This window comes from Paraburkholderia sp. OAS925 (genome assembly GCF_040543975.1).
GTDB lineage: Bacteria > Pseudomonadota > Gammaproteobacteria > Burkholderiales > Burkholderiaceae > Paraburkholderia > Paraburkholderia graminis.
Genome location: NZ_JBEUNO010000001.1, coordinates 3,433,093 through 3,451,872 on the forward strand (window position 1 = coordinate 3,433,093; position 18,780 = coordinate 3,451,872).

Consider the following 18,780-nt stretch of genomic DNA (forward strand, 5'->3'; position numbering starts at 1 on the left):
GTCGCGCGCCGAGGCAATCAATGGCCCGCGTCGGCGACGCGCGTTTGTACCGCGTCGGCTACGCCGGGTTCGTGTTCGGTGGGCGCCGCCGCGTTCGTTGCGGGCGATGCGGAGCTGGCCGCCGCATTGGTCGCTGCACTGGCCGCCGCACTAGCCGCGGCGTCGCGAGTGCGGTGCGGCTTGTCGGTTGTGCGGGCGGCGGGTTCGGCGGGTTTTGGGTCGGTGGGCCTGGCTTCGGCGGGCTTCGCTTCGGCCATCTTCGGTTCGGCGGCGGGCTTGTCTAGCTTGTCGGCTTTATCCGCCTTTTCGCCTCTTTCCACCTTGTCTGCGCGCTCCAGCTTCTCCGGCGCGCTGTACTCGACATGCGCGGCGCGAATCACCGCGAGCGGCGCAGCGACGGCCGCCACCGCGATCGCCGTGCGTTCCGGTATCGGTTCAGCGGCCGGCGCCGTCCGCGTTTCGCCGCGCGCCGCCGCGCGTTCGTTCTTGCGGTCGGGACTGCGCAGATCCAGCGCCGCCTGCACGCCCGTCACGCCCGGCACGATCTCCGCCTCGGCCTTTTTCGCCGCGCGCGCGCCCTTCGACCGCTTCGACTTGGAGACGACAGCCGGCGCCGCGGCCATGACTTCGTCGAGCGCCTTCTTCGCCGCGGCTTGCTCTGCCGCGCGGCGGCTCGCGCCCGAGCCGGACACCTTCACGTCCAGCTTCGGCACGGTGCATTCGACTTCGAACTGCTGATTGTGCGCCGCACCATGCGTGGCGACGACGGTGTACGTCGGCAACGCGATCTTGTGTCCCTGCAGATATTCCTGAAGGAGCGTCTTGGCGTCCTTGCCGAGCGTGCGCGGGTCGATATGATCGAGAATCGGCACATAAAGACGCTTGATGACCGTCTGCGCGGCGTCAAAGCCGCCGTCGAGGAACACCGCGCCCAGCACGGCTTCGAGCGTGTCGGCGAGAATCGACGGCCGACGGAAACCGCCGCTGCGCAGTTCGCCCTCGCCGAGGCGAAGACCTTCGGAAATATTCAGGGCCTGGGCGATTTCGTACAGCGATTGCTGCTTGACCAGATTTGCACGGACGCGCGACAAATCGCCTTCGTCCAGCTTGCCGAAACGTTGGAACAAAAGCGCAGCCACCGCGCAATTCAGAACGGAGTCGCCAAGAAATTCGAGCCGTTCGTTATGCGTGGAACTGTGACTGCGGTGCGTTAAAGCCTGGCGCAACAATTCCGCATTGCGAAATTCATAGCGCAGACGGCTTTCCAACGGAGATGAGGGCATGGGCAGAGTATAACGCGGGCGCCGTACCGGGCGAAAACGCGGTACGGCCAGCGGAAAAAGCGTGGTGAAGCGACGTTACCGGACTTTCTTAAAGTGGCGTGATAACACGTTGCCACTTACAGGGATCGCGCGTGATCGCTCACTGGAACGAACCGATGCGCTTGAGATTGCTGAAGTTCATCCAGATAAAAAACGCGCGGCCGACGATATTCTTGTCCGGCGCGAAGCCCCAATAGCGGCTGTCCGCACTGTTATCGCGGTTATCGCCCATCATGAAGTAATTGCCCGGCGGCACCTTGCAGATCACGCCGCGCGCGTTGTAGCTGCAGTTATCGCGATACGGATAATCTTCGGCACCGACGATAAACGGCGGCACCGCGGGATTGTTCAGAATCGCGTTCTTGCGGCCGTCGAGATTTTCTTCGAACTGCTTCGCATAGCCGAGACGCTCTTCGTCGAGATAATCGGGCAGCGGCGTTTCGGGCACCGGCTTGCCGTTGATGGTCAGCTGCTTGTCCTGATAGGCAACGGTGTCGCCGGGCAAGCCGATCACGCGCTTGATGTAGTCGACCGACTCGTCTTTCGGGTAGCGGAACACGACCACGTCGCCGCGCTGAAGCGGACGGCCTTCGGTGATTTTCGTGTTGACGATCGGCAGACGCAGGCCGTAATCGAATTTGTTGACGAGGATGAAATCGCCCACCAGCAGCGTCGGCACCATCGAACCAGACGGAATCTTGAACGGCTCGACAACGAACGAGCGCACCACGAAAACCACCAGAATGACGGGGAAAAAGCTCGCCGAATACTCGAGCCACCAGGGCTGGCGCAGCTTGTCGTCACGCAGACGCGCGCGCGTTTGCGCGGCGTTTTCGTCGGCGAAACGCTCGCCCACGCGTTCCTGCTGACGGTCGAACTCGGCGACCACGGCATCTGCCGCGCGCCGCCGTTGCGGCATAAACACCAGTTTGTCTGCGACCCATGCGACGCCCGTCAAAACGACGAGCACAAAAAGAATCAGCGCAAAATTCATAGGGTTCCGTTGTTCGTCTTATTTGTCTTCGACACGCAGGATGGCGAGGAAAGCCTCTTGCGGAATCTCGACGGACCCCACTTGCTTCATTCGCTTCTTGCCTGCCTTCTGCTTTTCCAGCAGCTTCTTTTTACGAGAAATGTCGCCGCCGTAGCATTTTGCCAGCACGTTCTTACGCAACGCTTTAATGTTTTCACGCGCGATGATGTTCGAGCCGATGGTGGCCTGAACCGCGACGTCGTACATTTGCCGCGGAATCAGCTCGCGCATTTTCGCCGCGACTTCGCGGCCGCGATACTGGCTTTGCGAACGGTGCACGATGACCGACAGCGCGTCCACCTTGTCGCCGTTGATCAGCATGTCGACCTTCACGACATCCGACGCGCGGTATTCCTTGAACTCGTAATCCATCGACGCATAGCCGCGCGAAATGGACTTCAGGCGGTCGAAGAAGTCGAGCACGACTTCGCCCATCGGAATTTCGTAGGTCAGCTGCACCTGGCGGCCGTGATATTGCATGTTGATCTGCGTGCCGCGCTTTTGCGTGCACAACGTGATCACCGGGCCGACGTAGTCTTGCGGCATGTACAGATTCACCGTGACGATCGGCTCGCGCACTTCCTCGATCTTCGACGGCTCCGGCATCTTGGCCGGATTCTCGACCATGATGGTCGTGCCGTCGCGTTGCACGACTTCGTAGACCACCGTGGGCGCCGTGGTGATCAGGTCCATATCGAACTCGCGCTCGAGACGTTCCTGCACGATCTCCATATGCAGCAGCCCCAGGAAGCCGCAGCGGAAACCGAAGCCAAGCGCTTGCGAAACTTCCGGCTCGTATTGCAGCGACGCGTCGTTGAGCTTCAGCTTTTCGAGCGAGTCGCGCAGCGCGTCGTACTGGTTTGCTTCGACCGGATAGAGACCGGCGAACACCTGCGGCTTCACTTCCTTGAAGCCCGGCAGCGGCTCGGCAGCCGGACGATTCAGCAGCGTGACCGTATCGCCCACTTTCGCCGCGGCCAATTCCTTGATGCCGGCGATGATGAAGCCCACTTGCCCCGCCGACAGCGATTCCAGATTCTTCGACTTCGGCGTGAACACGCCGACATGCTCGACCGGATATTGGGCGCCGGTGGCCATCATGCGAATTCTGTCTTTCGGACGCAGCGTGCCGTTGACGATACGCACCAGCATGACGACGCCGACGTAGTTGTCGAACCACGAGTCGATGATCAACGCCTGCAGCGGCGCTTCGGGATCGCCCTTCGGCGGCGGCACTTTCGCGATCAGCGCTTCGAGCACGTCTTCGACGCCCTGGCCGGTCTTCGCGCTGCAATGCGTGGCGTCCGTTGCGTCGATGCCGATTACGTCTTCGATTTCGGCGATCGCGTTCTCGGGGTTGGCGGCCGGCAAATCGATCTTGTTGAGCACCGGAATGACGTCGACGCCGAGTTCGATTGCCGTGTAGCAGTTCGCGACCGTTTGCGCCTCGACGCCCTGGCTCGCGTCGACAACCAGCAGCGCGCCTTCGCACGCGGACAGCGAGCGGCTGACTTCGTACGAGAAGTCGACGTGGCCCGGCGTGTCGATCATGTTGAGGTTGTAGACCTTGCCGTCGCGCGCGCGATACGCCAGCGCCGCGGTTTGCGCCTTGATGGTGATGCCGCGCTCGCGCTCGAGGTCCATCGAGTCGAGCACCTGGGCTTCCATCTCGCGGTCGGACAAGCCGCCGCAAATCTGGATGATGCGATCGGCAAGCGTCGACTTGCCGTGGTCGATGTGCGCAATGATCGAGAAGTTACGAATATGATCCATTCAGTGCCGATCAAGCAAAAAAGGCGCGCTCGGACAATAGCGGAGCACGCCTTGTAAGTAGGTGAAAAACCTGTCTATTTTAGCCGAAAAGGCAGGTGCCCGGCGGATCTTGCGAGGGTGGGACGGCGAGACGAACGGCGCAGCACGCGCGATTCGACCTCCGCCAGAGCTGAAAGCGCGTGCCAGCGCCTGATGACGAGAGCGCGGCCGCTCTCAACGTGTGGCCGCCGATGCGGCCTTAGCGCGCGCCATGAGCGCAGCGCGCACCCGCGATTCGTCGAGATGGTAGTGACACAGTTCGACGCCGTCGCACAGCAAAACCGGCACAAGTTCGTTGTAGCGGGCTTCGAGCAACGGGTCGCTGTCGACGTCGACAACTTCGACCTGCGCGCCGAACTCGGCCAGCAAGGGCTCGAGCGCGGCGCGCATGTCGTCGCACAGATGGCACCACGCGCGCCCGTAGAGCGTGAGCGGCGCCCTCTCCGTCATTTCTGAACGCCGCGCGGACGAATCGGCACGAACTGCGTGTTCTCGCCGCGGCGAACCAGCAGCGCGACCATCTTTTGCGAATCCAGGTGCGAGCTCAGTTCGTCGAACTGCTTCGCGCTCGTGATGTCGGTATCGCCGACGCGCAAAATGATGTCGCCCTTCTGCAAGCCGACTCGCGCAGCGGGACCGTCCACTGCGTCGATCTGCACGCCGTTGCGCAGTTTGAGCGCGCGCAACTGATCGGCCGGAATGTCGCTGACGGCCACGCCCAAGGCGTTCGTGGCGCGCTGCTTCGGCGGCTGCGGCTTCTTCTGGTCGGCCTTGGCGGTCTTGTCCGGCTGCATTTCGGCGATGGTCACCGGCAGGTCGCGCGTCTGGCCCTTGCGCCACACGGTGATGGTGGCCTTCGTGCCCGGCTTCGTGTCGCCGACCATGCGCGGCAGGTCAGTCGCCGTATCGACCGAATGGCCGTTGAACTTCAGGATGATGTCGCCCGGCTGTACACCGGCCTTGTCCGCTGGGCCGCCCGGCTCGACACTGCTGACGAGCGCGCCCTGCGCCTTCGGCAAGCCGAGCGAATCGGCGACGTCTTTGGTCACTTCGCCGATTGCCACGGCGATCCGGCCGCGCACGACCTTGCCCGACGCCTTCAGCTGATCGGCGACGCGCATCGCTTCGTCGATTGGAATTGCGAACGAAATGCCCATGAAACCGCCGGTGCGGCTGTAGATCTGCGAGTTGATGCCGATCACCTCGCCCTGCATGTTGATGAGCGGTCCGCCCGAGTTACCCGGATTGACGGCCACGTCGGTCTGGATGAAGGGAAGATAGTCGCCGGTGTCGCGCCCCTTCGCGCTGACGATGCCGGCCGTCACCGTGTTCTCGAGGCCGAACGGCGAACCGATCGCGACGACCCACTCGCCCACGCGAACCTTGTTCGAATCGCCGATGGTGATGGTCGGCAGATTCGCGGCGCTGATCTTCACGACTGCGACGTCGGTGCGATCGTCCACGCCGATGAGCTTCGCCTTGAACTCGCGCTTGTCGGTCAGCGTGACGTAGATGGTGTCCGCGTCGTCGATGACGTGCGCGTTAGTCATCACGTAGCCGTCAGCCGACAGGATAAAGCCCGAGCCGACGCCGCTGTTCTGTTCGGGGTCGTTGCTGTCGGGCGTGTCCTGACCGCCGCCACTTCCGCCACTGCCGCCGCTGCCACCGTTATCGCCGCCGCGCGGCGCGCCTGGAGATTGCGGCGACTGCGGCATCGGAATGCCGAAAAAGCGCCGGAAGAACTCCGACATGTCGCCGTCGTCCATACCCGGCGGCAACGCGCCGCGCGGGCCGCTGCTCGTCGCGCGCGTGGTCGTGCGAATGTTGACGACCGCCGGACCGACCTTGTCGACAAGGTCGGTGAAGTCGGGCAGATTGGCGGCGGAAGCGGCCGACGCCGTGTGCGGTGCGAACGGCAAACATGCCGCCACCACCGCGGCCGCGAGGAATTTGCGCACCGAGAAAGTCGTCATATCGTAGGAAGCCGAGGGATTCAGGAGTCGGAGAATTACTTCGGAGCCTTGTATTCTATGGCAGAGGCAAATTGCTGCAACGTGGCCTGGGGCACTTCGCCGAGCAGGGTAATCCAGAAATCGCCGCGCCGCTTCACCAGCACGTGCGTCGCGCCGCTGCTGCCCGCGCCTTCCTTGCGCGTGTTGTTCTCAACCGGCTCGATGAAGACCGAGACCGCGGCTAGACCATCCGAGAACACAGCCTGATCGACCGGAATGGTCGGCTGGCCCGCCTCGCGCGCCGCCATCGGACGACGCAATTCGCGGATCTTGCGAAAACCCGGCACCGAGGCCCCGAACTGCCAGCCTTGCGCGGCCATATCCACCGGTTCAATGGGCGGGCGCACCACGGTCCAGCCGGCGGTATTGCGAATGCCGTTGACAATGCCAGTCTTGTCGACGGGCACGCCGATGCGAATCTGGGAGAACGACAGTTGTTCGAGCACCTGGCCGTTCGGGTCGAGCGTCTGCGCGCGCAGCAGCAAGCCGGTCTTCTTGTCGGCCCACAGTTTGTAAGCGAAGCGGTACGCGTCTTTCGGATCGAGTTCGATCACCTGACTTTCGACGCCGGCAACGCGATCGTCGCCGAGCAGTTTCGGTTCATACACGGACAGAACCTGTTCGCCGCTCACAGCCAGCAACGCGGGGAACGAGTCTTTGTTCTGGCGTTTTTCAACGACGCACAAGTGGCGTTCCGGCACGAACGTGTAGAGCTCGTCGTTATGGCGCAGCATCTTGCGCGGCTTGCCGTCGAGGCTTTCCAACTGCTCGAATTCGCCGTCGGCACGGGTCGCGTAATGCGCGATGCGCGACGTTTGAACGAAGTTGCCGCGCTGATAAACGAACGCGCCCTCGTAGTTCTGCTGCTGCGCGGCCTGGTGAATGCGATCGAGAAGATCGGCGGCCGTGCGACGGGCGACGAGCGGATCGTCGGTTTGTGCAAAGACCCGCGGTGTCGCGGACAACAATACGGCTGCGCAGAAGAGAAATGCCGGCAGCCGCCCCCAGATAGTCGTTTTATTGAACCGCGGAGTCTGCATCAAACTATTGGCCTTGCGTGGAAACGGCGGCGGCGCGGATCAGCGGCATGGAACCCGGCATGACCGGTTGCTGCGCGAATTGCTGATGTGCTTCCAGATACTGGTCGAGACTCGCGTCGCGAATGATGTTGGCGTCTTGCGCGACCGGCATCACATTCGCCGAGGGCACGGACGCCATCGCGACCTTTTGCAGCGCATCGCCATGCGAGGACACCGAGGCGACCTGCGTCGCGCCGGGGCCGCCCGGCACGCCCTGCAGTTGCGGCACGACGATCCACGTCAGCGTGGCGGCCGCGGCAGCGACTGCGAAAGCCGGCACCACGCGGCGACGCAGCGCCAGCAGACGGCGCGTAACCGGCTGAGCGGATGGCGCGAGCAGATGCGGCTCGCTTTCGAAGCGCGCAGCGAATCCGCTCAGGAACGCGTTGCTAGCCGCGGAACCGACCGCCAGATCGTCGGAACGCAATGCGTCGCCGATCAGGTGATAGCTGGACCATGCGGCGCGATCTTCGCCGTCCAGCTCGGACACAAACTTGTCCACATTCAGATGCTCTTCACCGAACAGCTCGCCGTCGACAAAAGCTGACAGACGCTCGCCGCGCGAACTGGCTTGCGATTGCATCGAGACCGACCCCATGATGCTCCCCATCTTACGAAAACCCCGTAGTGACACCACTAATCCAGATATTGCACCCGAGCCCCGTTCGGCGCGCTAGTGACTTACCAGCGCTTGCCTTCGGGTGTGTCAAGCAACGGACGCAATTTTGCCGCAATGGCTTCGCGAGCGCGGAAAATTCGCGATCTGACGGTGCCGATTGGGCAGCCCATCATCTCAGCGATTTCCTCGTAGCTCAAACCTTCAATTTCACGAAGAGTAATGGCGGTACGCAGCTCTTCCGGTAAAACCGCCATCGCAGCATTGACCGTCTCAGCGATCTGCTTGCTCATCAACATCGACTCAGGCGTGTTGATATCCCTTAGTTGGTCGGCGTCCGAGAAAGTTTCAGCTTCTTCAGCATCTGCTTCGGTCGATGTGGGTGCGCGCCGGCCTTGGGTCGCAAGGTAGTTCTTCGCGGTGTTGACCGCAATCCGGTACAACCACGTATAAAACGCGGATTCCCCGCGAAATTGCGGCAACGCCCGGTACGCCTTGATGAAAGCGTCTTGTGCAACGTCTTCGACTTCGGCGGGATCGCGCACGAGGCGCGAAATCAGCCGGAGAATCTTGCGGTGGTATTTGGAGACCAGAAGCTCGAACGCGGCCTTGTCGCCCTTCTGGACGCGCTCGACCAGCACCTGATCAATTTCTTTTTCGCTCACCTGATAAATCCGTTAACTTGAGGGCGCATGACGGGGGCACCATTGTAGCGTCCCCCTCGGCGAGGCACGTTACGGAGGTCATGCCGCGCGGTAACAGCGGTTACAGTCGTAACAGTCACGCGCCGGCGCGGCGCCGGGCGCGCACCGCCAACTCGCGAAAGACCGCTGGCGGGACGGTGTCGGCGGGAACCAGCAGCGTTTGCCGGCCACCCTCGTCCGGCTTCAGGATGAGCACCAGCAAACGGTCGCCCCAGTGCGCGCAGCCCGCTATGCGGCCTTGTGCGAGCAGGATACCGGCCCGCCCCCACGCAATGAGATTCTCGCGGCCGATCTGCAGAGCCACAGGTTGCGCCCGGTCGTGCCTCAGCGCGCAAAGCGCGAGGAGCGCGAACACGGCAAGCGTCAACGGAACCGCCTGCCACGCGCCGAGCCACGGCGACACGCAGCGATAAACCGCCGCCGACGCCGTCGCTACAAAAGCAGCCGACGCAACGCGCATCGCGAAAGAGCGCCGCAGCGCAATTCGCTGCGGCGCTCTTTCGGACATAGCCGTTGTTTCAGGGCAAAGCGCCGGCGAGGCCGGCGCCGTCGACTGGTGCGTCACCCGGCTACGAGCGTCAGGCGCGTTTGAACACGAGCGTGCCGTTCGTGCCGCCGAACCCGAACGAGTTCTTCAGCGCGACGTCGATCTTCATCTCCCGCGCGGTATTGGCGCAGTAGTCCAGGTCGCACTCGGGGTCCTGGTTGAAGATGTTGATCGTGGGCGGCGACACCTGATGATGCACGGCGAGCACAGTGAACACGGACTCGAGACCGCCGGCGCCGCCGAGCAGGTGACCCGTCATCGACTTCGTCGAATTCACGACGATGTTCCTGGCGTGGTCGCCGAATGCGCGCTTGATGCCGGTGGTTTCAGCCAGATCGCCGAGCGGCGTGGACGTGCCATGCGCGTTCAGGTAATTCACCTGATCCGCGTTGATGGCCGCGTTCTTCATGGCCGCGAGCATGCAGCGGCGTGCGCCGTCGCCGTCTTCGAGCGGTGCGGTCATGTGATACGCGTCGCCGCTCATCCCATAGCCGCCGACTTCCGCGTAGATCTTCGCGCCGCGCGCCTTCGCGTGTTCATACTCTTCCAGCACCATCACGCCGGCGCCTTCACCGAGCACGAAACCGTCGCGGTCCTTGTCCCACGGACGGCTCGCCGTTGCCGGATCGTCATTGCGCTGCGACAGCGCGCGCGCCGCCGCGAAGCCGCCGATACCGAGCGGCGACACGGTCGATTCAGCGCCGCCCGCGATCATCACGTCGGCGTCGCCGTATTCGATCAGGCGCGAAGCCTCGCCGATACAGTGCAGACCCGTCGTACACGCGGTGACGATCGCCAGATTCGGACCCTTGATGCCGAACTTGATCGACAGATGACCCGAGATCATGTTGATGATCGACGCCGGCACGAAGAACGGCGAAATGCGGCGCGGGCCGCGATTGAGCAGCTCGGTCTGCGTGACTTCGATCATCGGCAGACCGCCGATGCCCGAGCCGACCACGACGCCGATACGCTCCGAATTCTCGTCGGTGACTTCAAGGCCGCTGTCCTGCATCGCCTGGATGCCGGCAGCCACGCCGTAATGGATGAACGTGTCCATGTGGCGCGCTTCCTTACCGGGGATGTAGTCCTCGATATTGAAGCCCTTCACCTCGCCGGCGAAACGAGTCGAGAAGTTCGTAGCGTCGAACTTCGTGATATTGGCAATACCCGACTTGCCGGCGACCAGATTGGCCCAGCCGTCGGCAACATTATTGCCAACAGGCGAAATCAGCCCCAGGCCTGTAACAACAACACGACGGCGGCTCACGGTAACCCCTTTTTCATAGATGACAAAAGCAAAAGCCACAGCGGCCACAGGAACCTGCCCTGTGTACCCTGTGGCTGTTAAGTCGGCAATCGCGCGGAAACTTGCGCTGTCAACATCGCTGGCTCCTGCATGGCAACTCTTGCGACAAGCGGCGTGGCAAAACACGCCAGCCCCAATAGCGTCGGCAACCGACGCGGCAGGGCGTCATGCGCCGCGAACGCAGAAACGCAGGCGCGAATGACCTTAGGCCTTGACGTTTGCGCGAGCGTAGTCGATCGCTTGCTGAACGGTGGTGATCTTCTCGGCTTCTTCATCCGGAATTTCCATGCCGAATTCGTCTTCGAGGGCCATCACGAGTTCAACCGTGTCCAGCGAGTCGGCGCCGAGGTCGTTCACGAACGAAGCTTCGTTCTTGATTTCAGCTTCGGCCACGCCCAGTTGTTCTGCGACGATCTTCTTGACGCGCTGTTCGATATTGTCCATTACCCCTCCAAGGGAAAGAAGTTCAAAAATACAGGTGCGCGCATTTTATCAGGTTTGACCCGGCAAAAAAGCGGCGCATCAGGTTGCTGTCAAGGCATGCGCCTTACGCATTCGCAAACGCATCAAGGCGCGGATAGTAACCGAATTTGGTTACGACATGTACATTCCGCCGTTCACATGCATCGTCGTGCCGGTGATGTAACCGGCTTGCGGCGACGCGAGGAATGCGACAGCGTGCGCGATGTCTTCCGGGCTGCCGAGACGGCCCAGCGGAATCTGCGTTTTCAGCGCGGTTTGCTGCTCTTCGGGCAACGTGCGCGTCATGTCGGTATCGATGAAGCCAGGCGCCACGCAATTCACCGTGATGCCGCGGCTGCCGATCTCGCGTGCGAGCGCGCGCGTCATACCCGCCACGCCCGCTTTCGCCGCGGCGTAATTGATCTGCCCAGGGTTGCCCGCCGAACCGACCACCGACGTGATGTTGATGATGCGGCCACCCTTCGCCTTCATCATCGGACGCAGCACCGCGCGCGACAGACGGAACACCGACTTGAGATTGGTGTCGATCACCGCATCCCAGTCGTCGTCTTTCATGCGCATGGCGAGTTGATCCTGCGTGATGCCGGCGTTGTTCACGAGCACGCTGAGCGTGCCGAATTCCTTCACCGTGCCGTCGATCAGCGCTTCCGCAGCCGCTGCGTCGTTCACGTCGAGCACCGCGCCGCGACCGCTCACGCCGGCTGCATTGAACGCTTCGCTGATCGCCGCGGCGCCGCTTTCGCTGGTCGCCGTGCCGATCACGGTGGCGCCCTGGCGCGCGAGTTCCATGGCGATGGCGCGGCCGATGCCGCGCGAGGCGCCCGTTACGATTGCGATGTGCTTGTCGAGATTCTTTTCCATCTGTCGATCCGAATGCCCTTCGCAGGGCTGATTGATTGCCGATACGAGTTGCCGCGTCTGTGCGGCGTCGCGCTTAGCCTGCTGTCACGAGCTTGAGCGTGTCCTCGAGCGAGGCCGGATCGAACACCGAAGCGCCGACCAGATTGCCGTCGATGCGTTTGGTCAGGCCCGCAAGGACCTTGCCCGGCCCGCATTCGACGACGTGCGTGATGCCTTGCGCGGCCATTGCCTGCACGCTCTCGACCCAGCGCACCGCACCGGCCGCCTGACGCACCAGCGCGTCTTTGATCTGCGCCGGCTCGTTGACGATCGCGACGTCGATATTGTTGATGACGGGGATCGACGGCACCTTCACGTCGACGCTCGCCAGGTACTCGCGCAGTTGATCCGAAGCGGGCTTGAGCAACGACGAGTGGAACGGCGCAGACACCGGCAGCGGCAACGCGCGCTTCGCGCCCTTCGCTTTCGCCACTTCGCACGCTTTCTCGACAGCAGCCTTGTGCCCCGCGATCACGACTTGCGCCGGCGCATTGAAATTGACCGCTTCGACGACGCCTGCAACCGACGCTTCCGCGCACACCGCGCGCACCGTGTCGTCGTCGAGACCGAGAATCGCGGCCATGCCGCCTTCGCCGACAGGCACTGCCGTTTGCATGGCCTGCGCGCGAAAGCGCACGAGCGGCACGGCATCGCGAAACGCGATCGCACCGGCCGCGACGAGCGCCGTGTATTCGCCGAGGCTATGACCCGCGACGATAGCCGGCGCCGGGCCGCCCGCCTGCTGCCACGCGCGATAGATCGCGTAGGCCGCGGTGAGCATGACCGGCTGCGTGTTGGTGGTGAGATTCAGATCTTCGGCGGGACCTTCGGCGATCAGCTTGCCGAGGTCCTGATTGAGCGCGTCGGAGGCTTCCTGAACCGTCTCGCGCACGATGGCGTGATCGGCAAACGCGTTGAGCATGCCGACCGATTGCGAACCCTGTCCGGGAAAAACGAACGCAAATTTCATATCGTCCCCAAAAACGATTTAGTCAGATGTAGGCGCGCGGCTTCAAAGCGCGCGGACGCGGCGCAAGGCGCCCTGAAAGGCGCCGCCGGAAATCGGCCCGTTATCAGTAGCGGATGACCGACGCGCCCCACGTGAAGCCGCCGCCGACGCCTTCGATCAGCACGTTCTGGCCGCGCTTGATGCGGCCGTCGCGCACCGCGACGTCGAGCGCGAGCGGAATGGACGCCGCCGACGTATTGCCGTGCTCGCCCACCGTGACGACCATGCGTTCCTGCGGCAAGCCGAGCTTGCGGCAAGTGCTTTGCATGATGCGGATATTGGCCTGATGCGGAATCAGCCAGTCGATCTGATCGGCCGACAGGTTCGCTTTCTCGAGCGCCTCGACCGCGACCTTTTCCAGCACGTTGACGGCGAGCTTGAAGACCGCTTGCCCGTCCATGTGCAGGAACGCGCTGCCCGCCACCACGCCGCCGTTTACGTTGCCCGGCGTGCAGAGAATGCCCGAATGGCTGCCGTCCGCGTGCAAAGCGCTGGCCAACACACCCGGCTCAGCCGATGCCTGCAGGATCACCGCGCCGGCGCCGTCGCCGAACAGCACGCAGGTCGTGCGGTCGTTGAAATCGAGAATGCGCGAGAACGTCTCCGCGCCGACGACGAGCGCCGTGCGATGCTGGCCGCCGCGAATCAGGCTGTCCGCCATTGCCACTGCGTAGGCGAAGCCCGAGCAGACGGCCTGCACGTCGAAAGCCGCGCCGTGATTCTTGATGCCGAGCTTGTTCTGCAACAGGCACGCCGTGCTCGGAAACACGAAGTCAGGCGTGGAAGTCGCGACGATGATCAGGTCGATGGCTTGCGGGTCGATGTCCGCCGCTTCGATCGCGCGCTGCGACGCGAACTGCGCGAGGTCGCTCGTGGTGACGTCCGGATCGGCGAAGTGGCGCGCATGGATGCCCGTGCGGGCCACAATCCATTCGTCGCTCGTCTCGACGCCCTGCTTCGCGAGACGCTCGGCGAGGTCCTGATTGGTGACGCGCGCGGGCGGCAGATAGCTGCCGGTGCCGAGGACGCGGGAATAAATTGTCGATTGAGCCATTATGCCTTCGAGGATTGCGCAGCGTAGGGCTCGGCCGGCTGGCCTGCGATGGGGCTTGCGTGGCCCGCACCGCTTGCGTCGCGCGCCGCCTGTTCAAGAGAACCCGCGTTCTCTTCCATCGCTTGCGCAAGGCGCTCCAGCACGCCGTTTTTGACGGCATCATACCCGCGTTTGATAGCCCACTCAAACGCGTAGGCGTCTGCCGAACCGTGGCTTTTGATCACCAGTCCGCGCAGGCCGAGCAGCGCGGCACCATTGTATTGCCGATGATCGACGCGCTTCTTGAAACGCATCAACACGGGCAATGCGAGCACCGCCATGACTCGCGTGAGCCAGGAACGGCCGAACTCTTCCTTGATGATATTCGACAGCATCTGCGCGAGGCCTTCGGACGTCTTGAGCGCCACGTTGCCGACGAACCCGTCGCACACGATCACGTCGACCGTGCCTTTGAAGATGTCGTTGCCTTCCACGTTGCCGTGGAAGTTCAGTGTACTCGCGCGCAGCAGTTCACCGGCACGCTTGATGGTGTCGTTGCCCTTGATGACTTCTTCGCCGATATTGAGGAGGCCGATGGTGGGCCGCTCGCGGCCTTCGAGCGCGGACACGAGCGCGTGCCCCATCTCCGCGAATTGCAGCAGATGCTGCGGTTCGCAGTCGACGTTGGCGCCCAGGTCGAGCATCATCGTGTAGCCGTTGGGGTTCGGCAAGGCGGACGCAATCGCCGGGCGCTCGATGCCCGACAGCGTTTTCAGCACATAGCGCGACACCGCCATCAGCGCGCCGGTGTTGCCGGCGGAGACGCAGGCTTGCGCCTCGCCTTCCTTGACGCGATTCAGCGCCACGCGCATGGACGAATCTTTTTTCTTGCGCAGCGCGACTTCGACCGGATCGTCCATCGCGACGATCTCGGAAGCGGAAACGACCGTCAACGCCGACAGGTCCTGAGCCTTCAACTTCTTCAGCTGCGCACGAATCGCACTTTCAATGCCGACGAGCAGCAACTGCGCGTCGGGATGCGAGCGAACGAAGTTGACGGCAGCGGGAACGGTCACGGACGGGCCGTGGTCGCCTCCCATGCAATCTATCGTGAGCTTTACTGTCATGGAGTGCGGCGAATTTCAGACATAAAAAAGCGGCAATTGAATGCCGCCTTTTTGCCGAGCCGGAAAATGTCAAGCGAGCTGATCGCCACGCGAAACGCCAGTGGGCGCAACGCAGTGAAACGATTAGTCGTTCTTCGTCTTGACGACTTTCTTGCCGCGATAGTAGCCGTTCGGGCTAACGTGGTGACGCAGATGCACTTCGCCCGTGCTCGGTTCCACGGCCAGCGGCGCTGCCGTCAGGAAATCGTGCGAACGGTGCATGCCGCGCTTCGACGGCGACTTCTTGTTTTGTTGAACTGCCATGACTAACTCCTAAAAATTTTCCGAATTCTAACACAGCCCGACACGGTGTCCGCCACTGGCCGAATGGCCTATGCGCCCCGCTTCGCGCTCCCATGCAACTGTTCAGTGCTTCTTGTCGCCCGGCTCACCGCGCTTGAGACTTTCGAGCGCCGCGAACGGATTCGGCCGCTCGGGCTCTTCGCCCTCGCCAGCTTCGTCCAGCGCGGCTTCGTCGCCCTCGCCCTCGGCACCGGCCGCACCAGAGACGAGACTCTCGTGCACCTCGGGACAAACCTCGTGCTTGGGCACAAGCGGCAAGGAAAGCAGCAACTCTTCCTCGATCAGGTCGATGAGATCGAACTGGCGCGAGCCCACGATCACTTCGACTTCATCTTCGTCGAGCGGAAACTCTTCGGCTTCCGCCTCAGTGCTGACGATCCGGTAGGTCGCGTCGACATTGAAGGCCTGCGAGTACGGTGTCATGCACCGCTGACATTCGAGCCATGCCGCGCCGTGAATCGCCAGCCTCAAATACGGCTGGGGACCCTCGGTGCCGTCGTCCTGCAATTCCGGCTGCGTCGACCCTTCGGCTTGCCAGGTGAACCCGGTATCGCGGTCTGGCGCTTCTGCCGGGACTTCGTTTAACATGCGCGGCAGTTGCGAGACGCGCACGACACCCGCGGCCTGCCGGCCGCTCCGCGCAAATTCGAACAGATCGAGTTCATGCGGGTCGGACAGACCTGCAGGTTTGCCAGGATGTTGAGTCATGTGCGCTCCTGCGTCGGCAAAGGTTTCGCCGCTTTTTGCTGTTGGTCGACGTTTGTTTGTTTCGCGCCGCCAAATCGCGGGGTAAATCAGTTGCGAGAATGCCCGCGTAACTTCGGCAATGTGCCCGGCAGCTCTTGATTTGCTCTCGACCTGCTTCAGCACGCACCGAGCCCGCCTGACGCAAGCATACCGATGAAAAGCCCAAAATCATATCCGTTTTGTCTTTTCGAGTCAAACACTTAAGCCCGTACCGGCGTGGCCTTCGCGCAACCCTGTATGCCCCGCCCTTCAAGCCGTTGATCGACCATGCCAGATTCCCCCCAAAGCCCGTCACGCCTGATTCTGGCGTCGAGTTCGCCGTATCGCCGCGAGTTGCTCGAACGCCTGCGCGTTCCATTCGACGTGGCCGTGCCCGCGATCGACGAAACGCCGCATGCCGGTGAAACGCCCGAGGCCACCGCTTTGCGGCTCGCCGAGGCGAAAGCACGCGCCGTGGCCCGGACATTTTCGCCGGATCAGGCGGTGCTGGTGATCGGCTCCGACCAGGTCGCCACCTACGACGGCCTGCAAATCGGCAAGCCCGGCACGCACGACAAGGCGCTCGCCCAACTGCAGGCGATGCGCGGCCGCGAAGTCCTGTTCCATAGCGCGCTGTGCCTGTTCGACAGCCGCTCGGGGGCCGCGCAGACCGTCGACGTCGTCACTCGCGTGCAATTTCGCGACCTGCCGGATGCGGCGCTCGAAGCCTATCTGCGCGCCGAAACGCCGTACGACGTCGCCGGCAGCGCGAAGTCCGAGGGGCTCGGCATTGCGCTGCTCGAAGCAATCCACTCCGACGATCCGACCGCACTCATCGGCCTGCCGCTGATCGCGCTGTCGGGCATGCTGTTGACGGCGGGCTATCCGCTATTGGGGGCGCAATGAGCGGCACGCTCTATCTGATCCCGAACACGCTAGGCGAAGGCGACGCGGACGCGCTCGGCGCTGTCCTGCCCGCTCCCGTGCGCGCCCGGGCCGCGGCGTTGCAGTATTACATCGGCGAAAACGCGAAGACGACGCGCGCGTTCCTGAAGAAAGTGGGCACCGAGCGGCCGATTCAGGACATCGAGATCCGCGAACTGAACGTCAACACGCCGGCCGGCGAAATCGACAAACTGCTCGCGCCGCTACTCGCCGGCACCGACGCGGGCCTCGTCTCGGAAGCCGGCTGCCCGGCGGTGGCGGACCCAGGCGCACTGCTGGTGCGTCGGGCGCACGAGCGCGGTGTGAAGGTGGTGCCGCTCGTCGGGCCTAGCTCCATTTTGCTGGCGCTAATGGCTTCGGGGCTCAATGGACAAAGCTTCGCATTCCACGGCTATTTGCCGGTCGATGCGGCAGAGCGGGCAAAACGTCTGCGCGATCTTGAAATGCAATCGCGCAAGGGCAAGCAGACGCAGATTTTTATCGAGACGCCGTACCGCAACCGGGCGCTGCTCGACACATTGCTCGCCACCTGCGCGCCGTCGACGCTGGTTTGCGTCGCAGTCGACCTGACGCTGGACACCGAAACCATCCGCAGCCACACGGTGGCGGACTGGAAGAAGAAACCGGCGCTCGACTTGCACAAGCGCCCCGCCATTTTTCTGATATTGGCGGCGTGAGATGAAGGCGGCTGAAGTGTGAAGACGGGGACCGCGCGGCTAATCCCGGCGCGCGGCACGAGCCCCACAAGCCTTTCCGGCCGCCTCGCCTCAGCGCAAACCTAGCTTCCCGCCAAGCGCCAACGCGTGTACCGCGCCATTGCCCACGGCCGCGCCGAATTTACGCGCGACGCGGTCGGTAATGCTTTCCTTGACCGTGTAATCGACGATATCCGGCGCCTTGATGATTTCGCGCGCCACGTAGTTCGCGTCGCCAAAACCATCGGCGAGACCGAGTTCGACGCTCTTCTGACCCGTCCAGAAGAGGCCGGAGAACATATCCGGCGTCTCATGCAGACGCTTGCCGCGGCCCTGACGCACTGCTTCGATGAACTGTGCGTGGATCTGGTCGAGCATTTCCTGCGCGTGCTGGTCCATCTTCGGCGTTTCGGGCGAGAACGGATCGTAAAAACCCTTGTTCTCGCCCGAGGTGTGCAGCCTGCGCTGAATGCCGAGCTTGTCCATCAGCCCGGTGAAACCGAAGCTGTCCATCAGCACGCCGATCGAGCCGACGATGCTCGCCTTGTCGACATAAATCTTGTCCCCCGCCGCCGCGGCGTAGTATCCGCCCGACGCGCACATGTCGCCGACCACCACATAAAGCGGAATTGACGGATGTTTCGCGCGCAAACGCCGCATCTGGTCGTAGATAATGCCCGCCTGGACCGGGCTGCCGCCGGGGCTGTCGCAGCGGAGAATGACGCCCGCCGTGCCGGAGTCTTCGAACGCGCTTTCCAGCGCGGCGCTGATATCTTCGGCGTTCGCACGCGTATTCGCCGATATTTCGCCTTCGAGCGCTATCAACGCCGTGTGACGGCCGGAAGCCGCCAGCTTGTCGCCGGAAAAATCGAACACGGTCCAGACGACGAAAGCCACCAGGGCCAGGAAAAGCAGACGGAAAAAGATTTTCCAGCGGCGCGCGGCCCGTTGTTCATTGACCGCGGCAAGCGCGATGCGCTCGAGCGCCGCGCGCTCCCAGCCGGGTTCGGCGCTAGCGCGGCCGTTCGTGGACGGCTCTTTGGATTCAGGCGTCAAGTTGTCGGACATTCAGGCTTTTCAGTAAGG

The 18,780-nt window shown here is 62.9% G+C and carries 20 protein-coding genes; 2 read left to right on the forward strand and 18 right to left on the reverse strand.

Annotation, left to right across the window (positions count from 1 at the left end; all coding sequences use genetic code 11):
• Nucleotides 1–17: 17 nt before the first annotated feature.
• The 17 genes from rnc to ABIE53_RS15020 form a co-directional block, all read right to left on the reverse strand.
• Nucleotides 18–1,283: a ribonuclease III gene (rnc, locus tag ABIE53_RS14940; protein ID WP_192698814.1), complete on the reverse strand. Its 1,266-nt coding sequence runs from the start codon at nucleotides 1,281–1,283 to the stop codon at nucleotides 18–20.
• Between the two features lie 139 nt (nucleotides 1,284–1,422).
• Entirely contained in the window at nucleotides 1,423–2,316 is an 894-nt protein-coding gene (gene lepB / locus ABIE53_RS14945; protein ID WP_029967785.1) for a signal peptidase I, read from the reverse strand.
• 18 nt (nucleotides 2,317–2,334) lie between these two features.
• Entirely contained in the window at nucleotides 2,335–4,128 is a 1,794-nt protein-coding gene (gene lepA, locus ABIE53_RS14950) for a translation elongation factor 4 (protein WP_006051944.1), read from the reverse strand.
• 213 nt (nucleotides 4,129–4,341) lie between these two features.
• Nucleotides 4,342–4,617, reverse strand: a complete 276-nt coding sequence (locus tag ABIE53_RS14955) for a glutaredoxin family protein (protein WP_029967786.1) — start codon at nucleotides 4,615–4,617, stop codon at nucleotides 4,342–4,344.
• Nucleotides 4,614–6,140 (reverse strand): DegQ family serine endoprotease, encoded by a 1,527-nt coding sequence (locus tag ABIE53_RS14960; RefSeq protein ID WP_107706443.1) that lies wholly within the window; start codon nucleotides 6,138–6,140, stop codon nucleotides 4,614–4,616. Before ABIE53_RS14960 ends, ABIE53_RS14955 begins: the two co-directional genes overlap by 4 nt.
• 35 nt (nucleotides 6,141–6,175) lie before the next feature.
• A complete protein-coding gene (locus tag ABIE53_RS14965; protein WP_006051941.1) occupies nucleotides 6,176–7,219 on the reverse strand; it encodes a MucB/RseB C-terminal domain-containing protein in 1,044 nt (347 codons plus the stop codon).
• 4 nt (nucleotides 7,220–7,223) lie between these two features.
• Nucleotides 7,224–7,856 (reverse strand): sigma-E factor negative regulatory protein, encoded by a 633-nt coding sequence (locus ABIE53_RS14970; protein ID WP_006051940.1) that lies wholly within the window; start codon nucleotides 7,854–7,856, stop codon nucleotides 7,224–7,226.
• Nucleotides 7,857–7,939: 83 nt separating this feature from the next.
• The gene (gene rpoE / locus ABIE53_RS14975) at nucleotides 7,940–8,539 is read right to left on the reverse strand and encodes an RNA polymerase sigma factor RpoE (protein ID WP_006051939.1); all 600 of its coding nucleotides are present in this window, start codon (nucleotides 8,537–8,539) and stop codon (nucleotides 7,940–7,942) included.
• A gap of 115 nt (nucleotides 8,540–8,654) precedes the next feature.
• The gene (locus tag ABIE53_RS14980; RefSeq protein ID WP_310072955.1) at nucleotides 8,655–9,086 is read right to left on the reverse strand and encodes a protein YgfX; all 432 of its coding nucleotides are present in this window, start codon (nucleotides 9,084–9,086) and stop codon (nucleotides 8,655–8,657) included.
• 70 nt (nucleotides 9,087–9,156) lie between these two features.
• Complete coding sequence (gene fabF, locus ABIE53_RS14985) at nucleotides 9,157–10,395, reverse strand: beta-ketoacyl-ACP synthase II (RefSeq protein WP_029967791.1); 1,239 nt, start codon at nucleotides 10,393–10,395, stop codon at nucleotides 9,157–9,159.
• Nucleotides 10,396–10,638: 243 nt separating this feature from the next.
• Nucleotides 10,639–10,878, reverse strand: coding sequence for an acyl carrier protein (gene acpP / locus ABIE53_RS14990; protein WP_004197638.1), 240 nt, complete (start codon nucleotides 10,876–10,878; stop codon nucleotides 10,639–10,641).
• A gap of 150 nt (nucleotides 10,879–11,028) precedes the next feature.
• The gene (gene fabG / locus ABIE53_RS14995) at nucleotides 11,029–11,778 is read right to left on the reverse strand and encodes a 3-oxoacyl-ACP reductase FabG (protein ID WP_006051936.1); all 750 of its coding nucleotides are present in this window, start codon (nucleotides 11,776–11,778) and stop codon (nucleotides 11,029–11,031) included.
• 73 nt (nucleotides 11,779–11,851) lie between these two features.
• Nucleotides 11,852–12,787, reverse strand: coding sequence for an ACP S-malonyltransferase (fabD, locus tag ABIE53_RS15000; RefSeq protein ID WP_192698813.1), 936 nt, complete (start codon nucleotides 12,785–12,787; stop codon nucleotides 11,852–11,854).
• Nucleotides 12,788–12,890: 103 nt separating this feature from the next.
• Nucleotides 12,891–13,880 carry a beta-ketoacyl-ACP synthase III gene (locus tag ABIE53_RS15005; protein WP_006051934.1) on the reverse strand — a complete coding sequence of 330 codons (990 nt, stop codon included), beginning with the start codon at nucleotides 13,878–13,880 and terminating at the stop codon, nucleotides 12,891–12,893.
• Complete coding sequence (plsX, locus tag ABIE53_RS15010) at nucleotides 13,880–14,986, reverse strand: phosphate acyltransferase PlsX (RefSeq protein WP_006051933.1); 1,107 nt, start codon at nucleotides 14,984–14,986, stop codon at nucleotides 13,880–13,882. The genes ABIE53_RS15005 and plsX overlap by 1 nt, the downstream gene beginning before the upstream one ends.
• Before the next feature lie 123 nt (nucleotides 14,987–15,109).
• A complete protein-coding gene (gene rpmF, locus ABIE53_RS15015) occupies nucleotides 15,110–15,289 on the reverse strand; it encodes a 50S ribosomal protein L32 (RefSeq protein WP_006051932.1) in 180 nt (59 codons plus the stop codon).
• 102 nt (nucleotides 15,290–15,391) lie between these two features.
• Nucleotides 15,392–16,036, reverse strand: coding sequence for a YceD family protein (locus ABIE53_RS15020; protein WP_029967796.1), 645 nt, complete (start codon nucleotides 16,034–16,036; stop codon nucleotides 15,392–15,394).
• Nucleotides 16,037–16,342: 306 nt separating this feature from the next.
• Here ABIE53_RS15020 and ABIE53_RS15025 point away from each other — a divergent pair, with 306 nt between their 5' ends.
• Both ABIE53_RS15025 and ABIE53_RS15030 read left to right on the forward strand, forming a co-directional pair.
• Nucleotides 16,343–16,960, forward strand: a complete 618-nt coding sequence (locus ABIE53_RS15025) for a Maf-like protein (protein ID WP_192698812.1) — start codon at nucleotides 16,343–16,345, stop codon at nucleotides 16,958–16,960.
• Nucleotides 16,957–17,676 (forward strand): SAM-dependent methyltransferase, encoded by a 720-nt coding sequence (locus ABIE53_RS15030; RefSeq protein ID WP_006051929.1) that lies wholly within the window; start codon nucleotides 16,957–16,959, stop codon nucleotides 17,674–17,676. The genes ABIE53_RS15025 and ABIE53_RS15030 overlap by 4 nt, the downstream gene beginning before the upstream one ends.
• Nucleotides 17,677–17,766: 90 nt before the next feature.
• Here ABIE53_RS15030 and ABIE53_RS15035 read toward each other — a convergent pair whose 3' ends face one another.
• The gene (locus ABIE53_RS15035) at nucleotides 17,767–18,762 is read right to left on the reverse strand and encodes a S49 family peptidase (RefSeq protein WP_192698811.1); all 996 of its coding nucleotides are present in this window, start codon (nucleotides 18,760–18,762) and stop codon (nucleotides 17,767–17,769) included.
• Between the last annotated feature and the right edge of the window lie 18 nt (nucleotides 18,763–18,780).

Coding starts and splice junctions, on each gene's coding strand:
- rnc (WP_192698814.1), bottom strand. CDS start 1,283: ATGCCCTCATCTCCGTTGGAAAGCCGTCTGCGCTATGAATTTCGCAAT.
- lepB (WP_029967785.1), bottom strand. CDS start 2,316: ATGAATTTTGCGCTGATTCTTTTTGTGCTCGTCGTTTTGACGGGCGTC.
- lepA (WP_006051944.1), bottom strand. CDS start 4,128: ATGGATCATATTCGTAACTTCTCGATCATTGCGCACATCGACCACGGC.
- ABIE53_RS14955 (WP_029967786.1), bottom strand. CDS start 4,617: ATGACGGAGAGGGCGCCGCTCACGCTCTACGGGCGCGCGTGGTGCCAT.
- ABIE53_RS14960 (WP_107706443.1), bottom strand. CDS start 6,140: ATGACGACTTTCTCGGTGCGCAAATTCCTCGCGGCCGCGGTGGTGGCG.
- ABIE53_RS14965 (WP_006051941.1), bottom strand. CDS start 7,219: ATGCAGACTCCGCGGTTCAATAAAACGACTATCTGGGGGCGGCTGCCG.
- ABIE53_RS14970 (WP_006051940.1), bottom strand. CDS start 7,856: ATGGGGTCGGTCTCGATGCAATCGCAAGCCAGTTCGCGCGGCGAGCGT.
- ABIE53_RS14980 (WP_310072955.1), bottom strand. CDS start 9,086: ATGTCCGAAAGAGCGCCGCAGCGAATTGCGCTGCGGCGCTCTTTCGCG.
- acpP (WP_004197638.1), bottom strand. CDS start 10,878: ATGGACAATATCGAACAGCGCGTCAAGAAGATCGTCGCAGAACAACTG.
- fabG (WP_006051936.1), bottom strand. CDS start 11,778: ATGGAAAAGAATCTCGACAAGCACATCGCAATCGTAACGGGCGCCTCG.
- fabD (WP_192698813.1), bottom strand. CDS start 12,787: ATGAAATTTGCGTTCGTTTTTCCCGGACAGGGTTCGCAATCGGTCGGC.
- ABIE53_RS15005 (WP_006051934.1), bottom strand. CDS start 13,880: ATGGCTCAATCGACAATTTATTCCCGCGTCCTCGGCACCGGCAGCTAT.
- plsX (WP_006051933.1), bottom strand. CDS start 14,986: ATGACAGTAAAGCTCACGATAGATTGCATGGGAGGCGACCACGGCCCG.
- rpmF (WP_006051932.1), bottom strand. CDS start 15,289: ATGGCAGTTCAACAAAACAAGAAGTCGCCGTCGAAGCGCGGCATGCAC.
- ABIE53_RS15020 (WP_029967796.1), bottom strand. CDS start 16,036: ATGACTCAACATCCTGGCAAACCTGCAGGTCTGTCCGACCCGCATGAA.
- ABIE53_RS15025 (WP_192698812.1), top strand. CDS start 16,343: ATGCCAGATTCCCCCCAAAGCCCGTCACGCCTGATTCTGGCGTCGAGT.
- ABIE53_RS15030 (WP_006051929.1), top strand. CDS start 16,957: ATGAGCGGCACGCTCTATCTGATCCCGAACACGCTAGGCGAAGGCGAC.
- ABIE53_RS15035 (WP_192698811.1), bottom strand. CDS start 18,762: ATGTCCGACAACTTGACGCCTGAATCCAAAGAGCCGTCCACGAACGGC.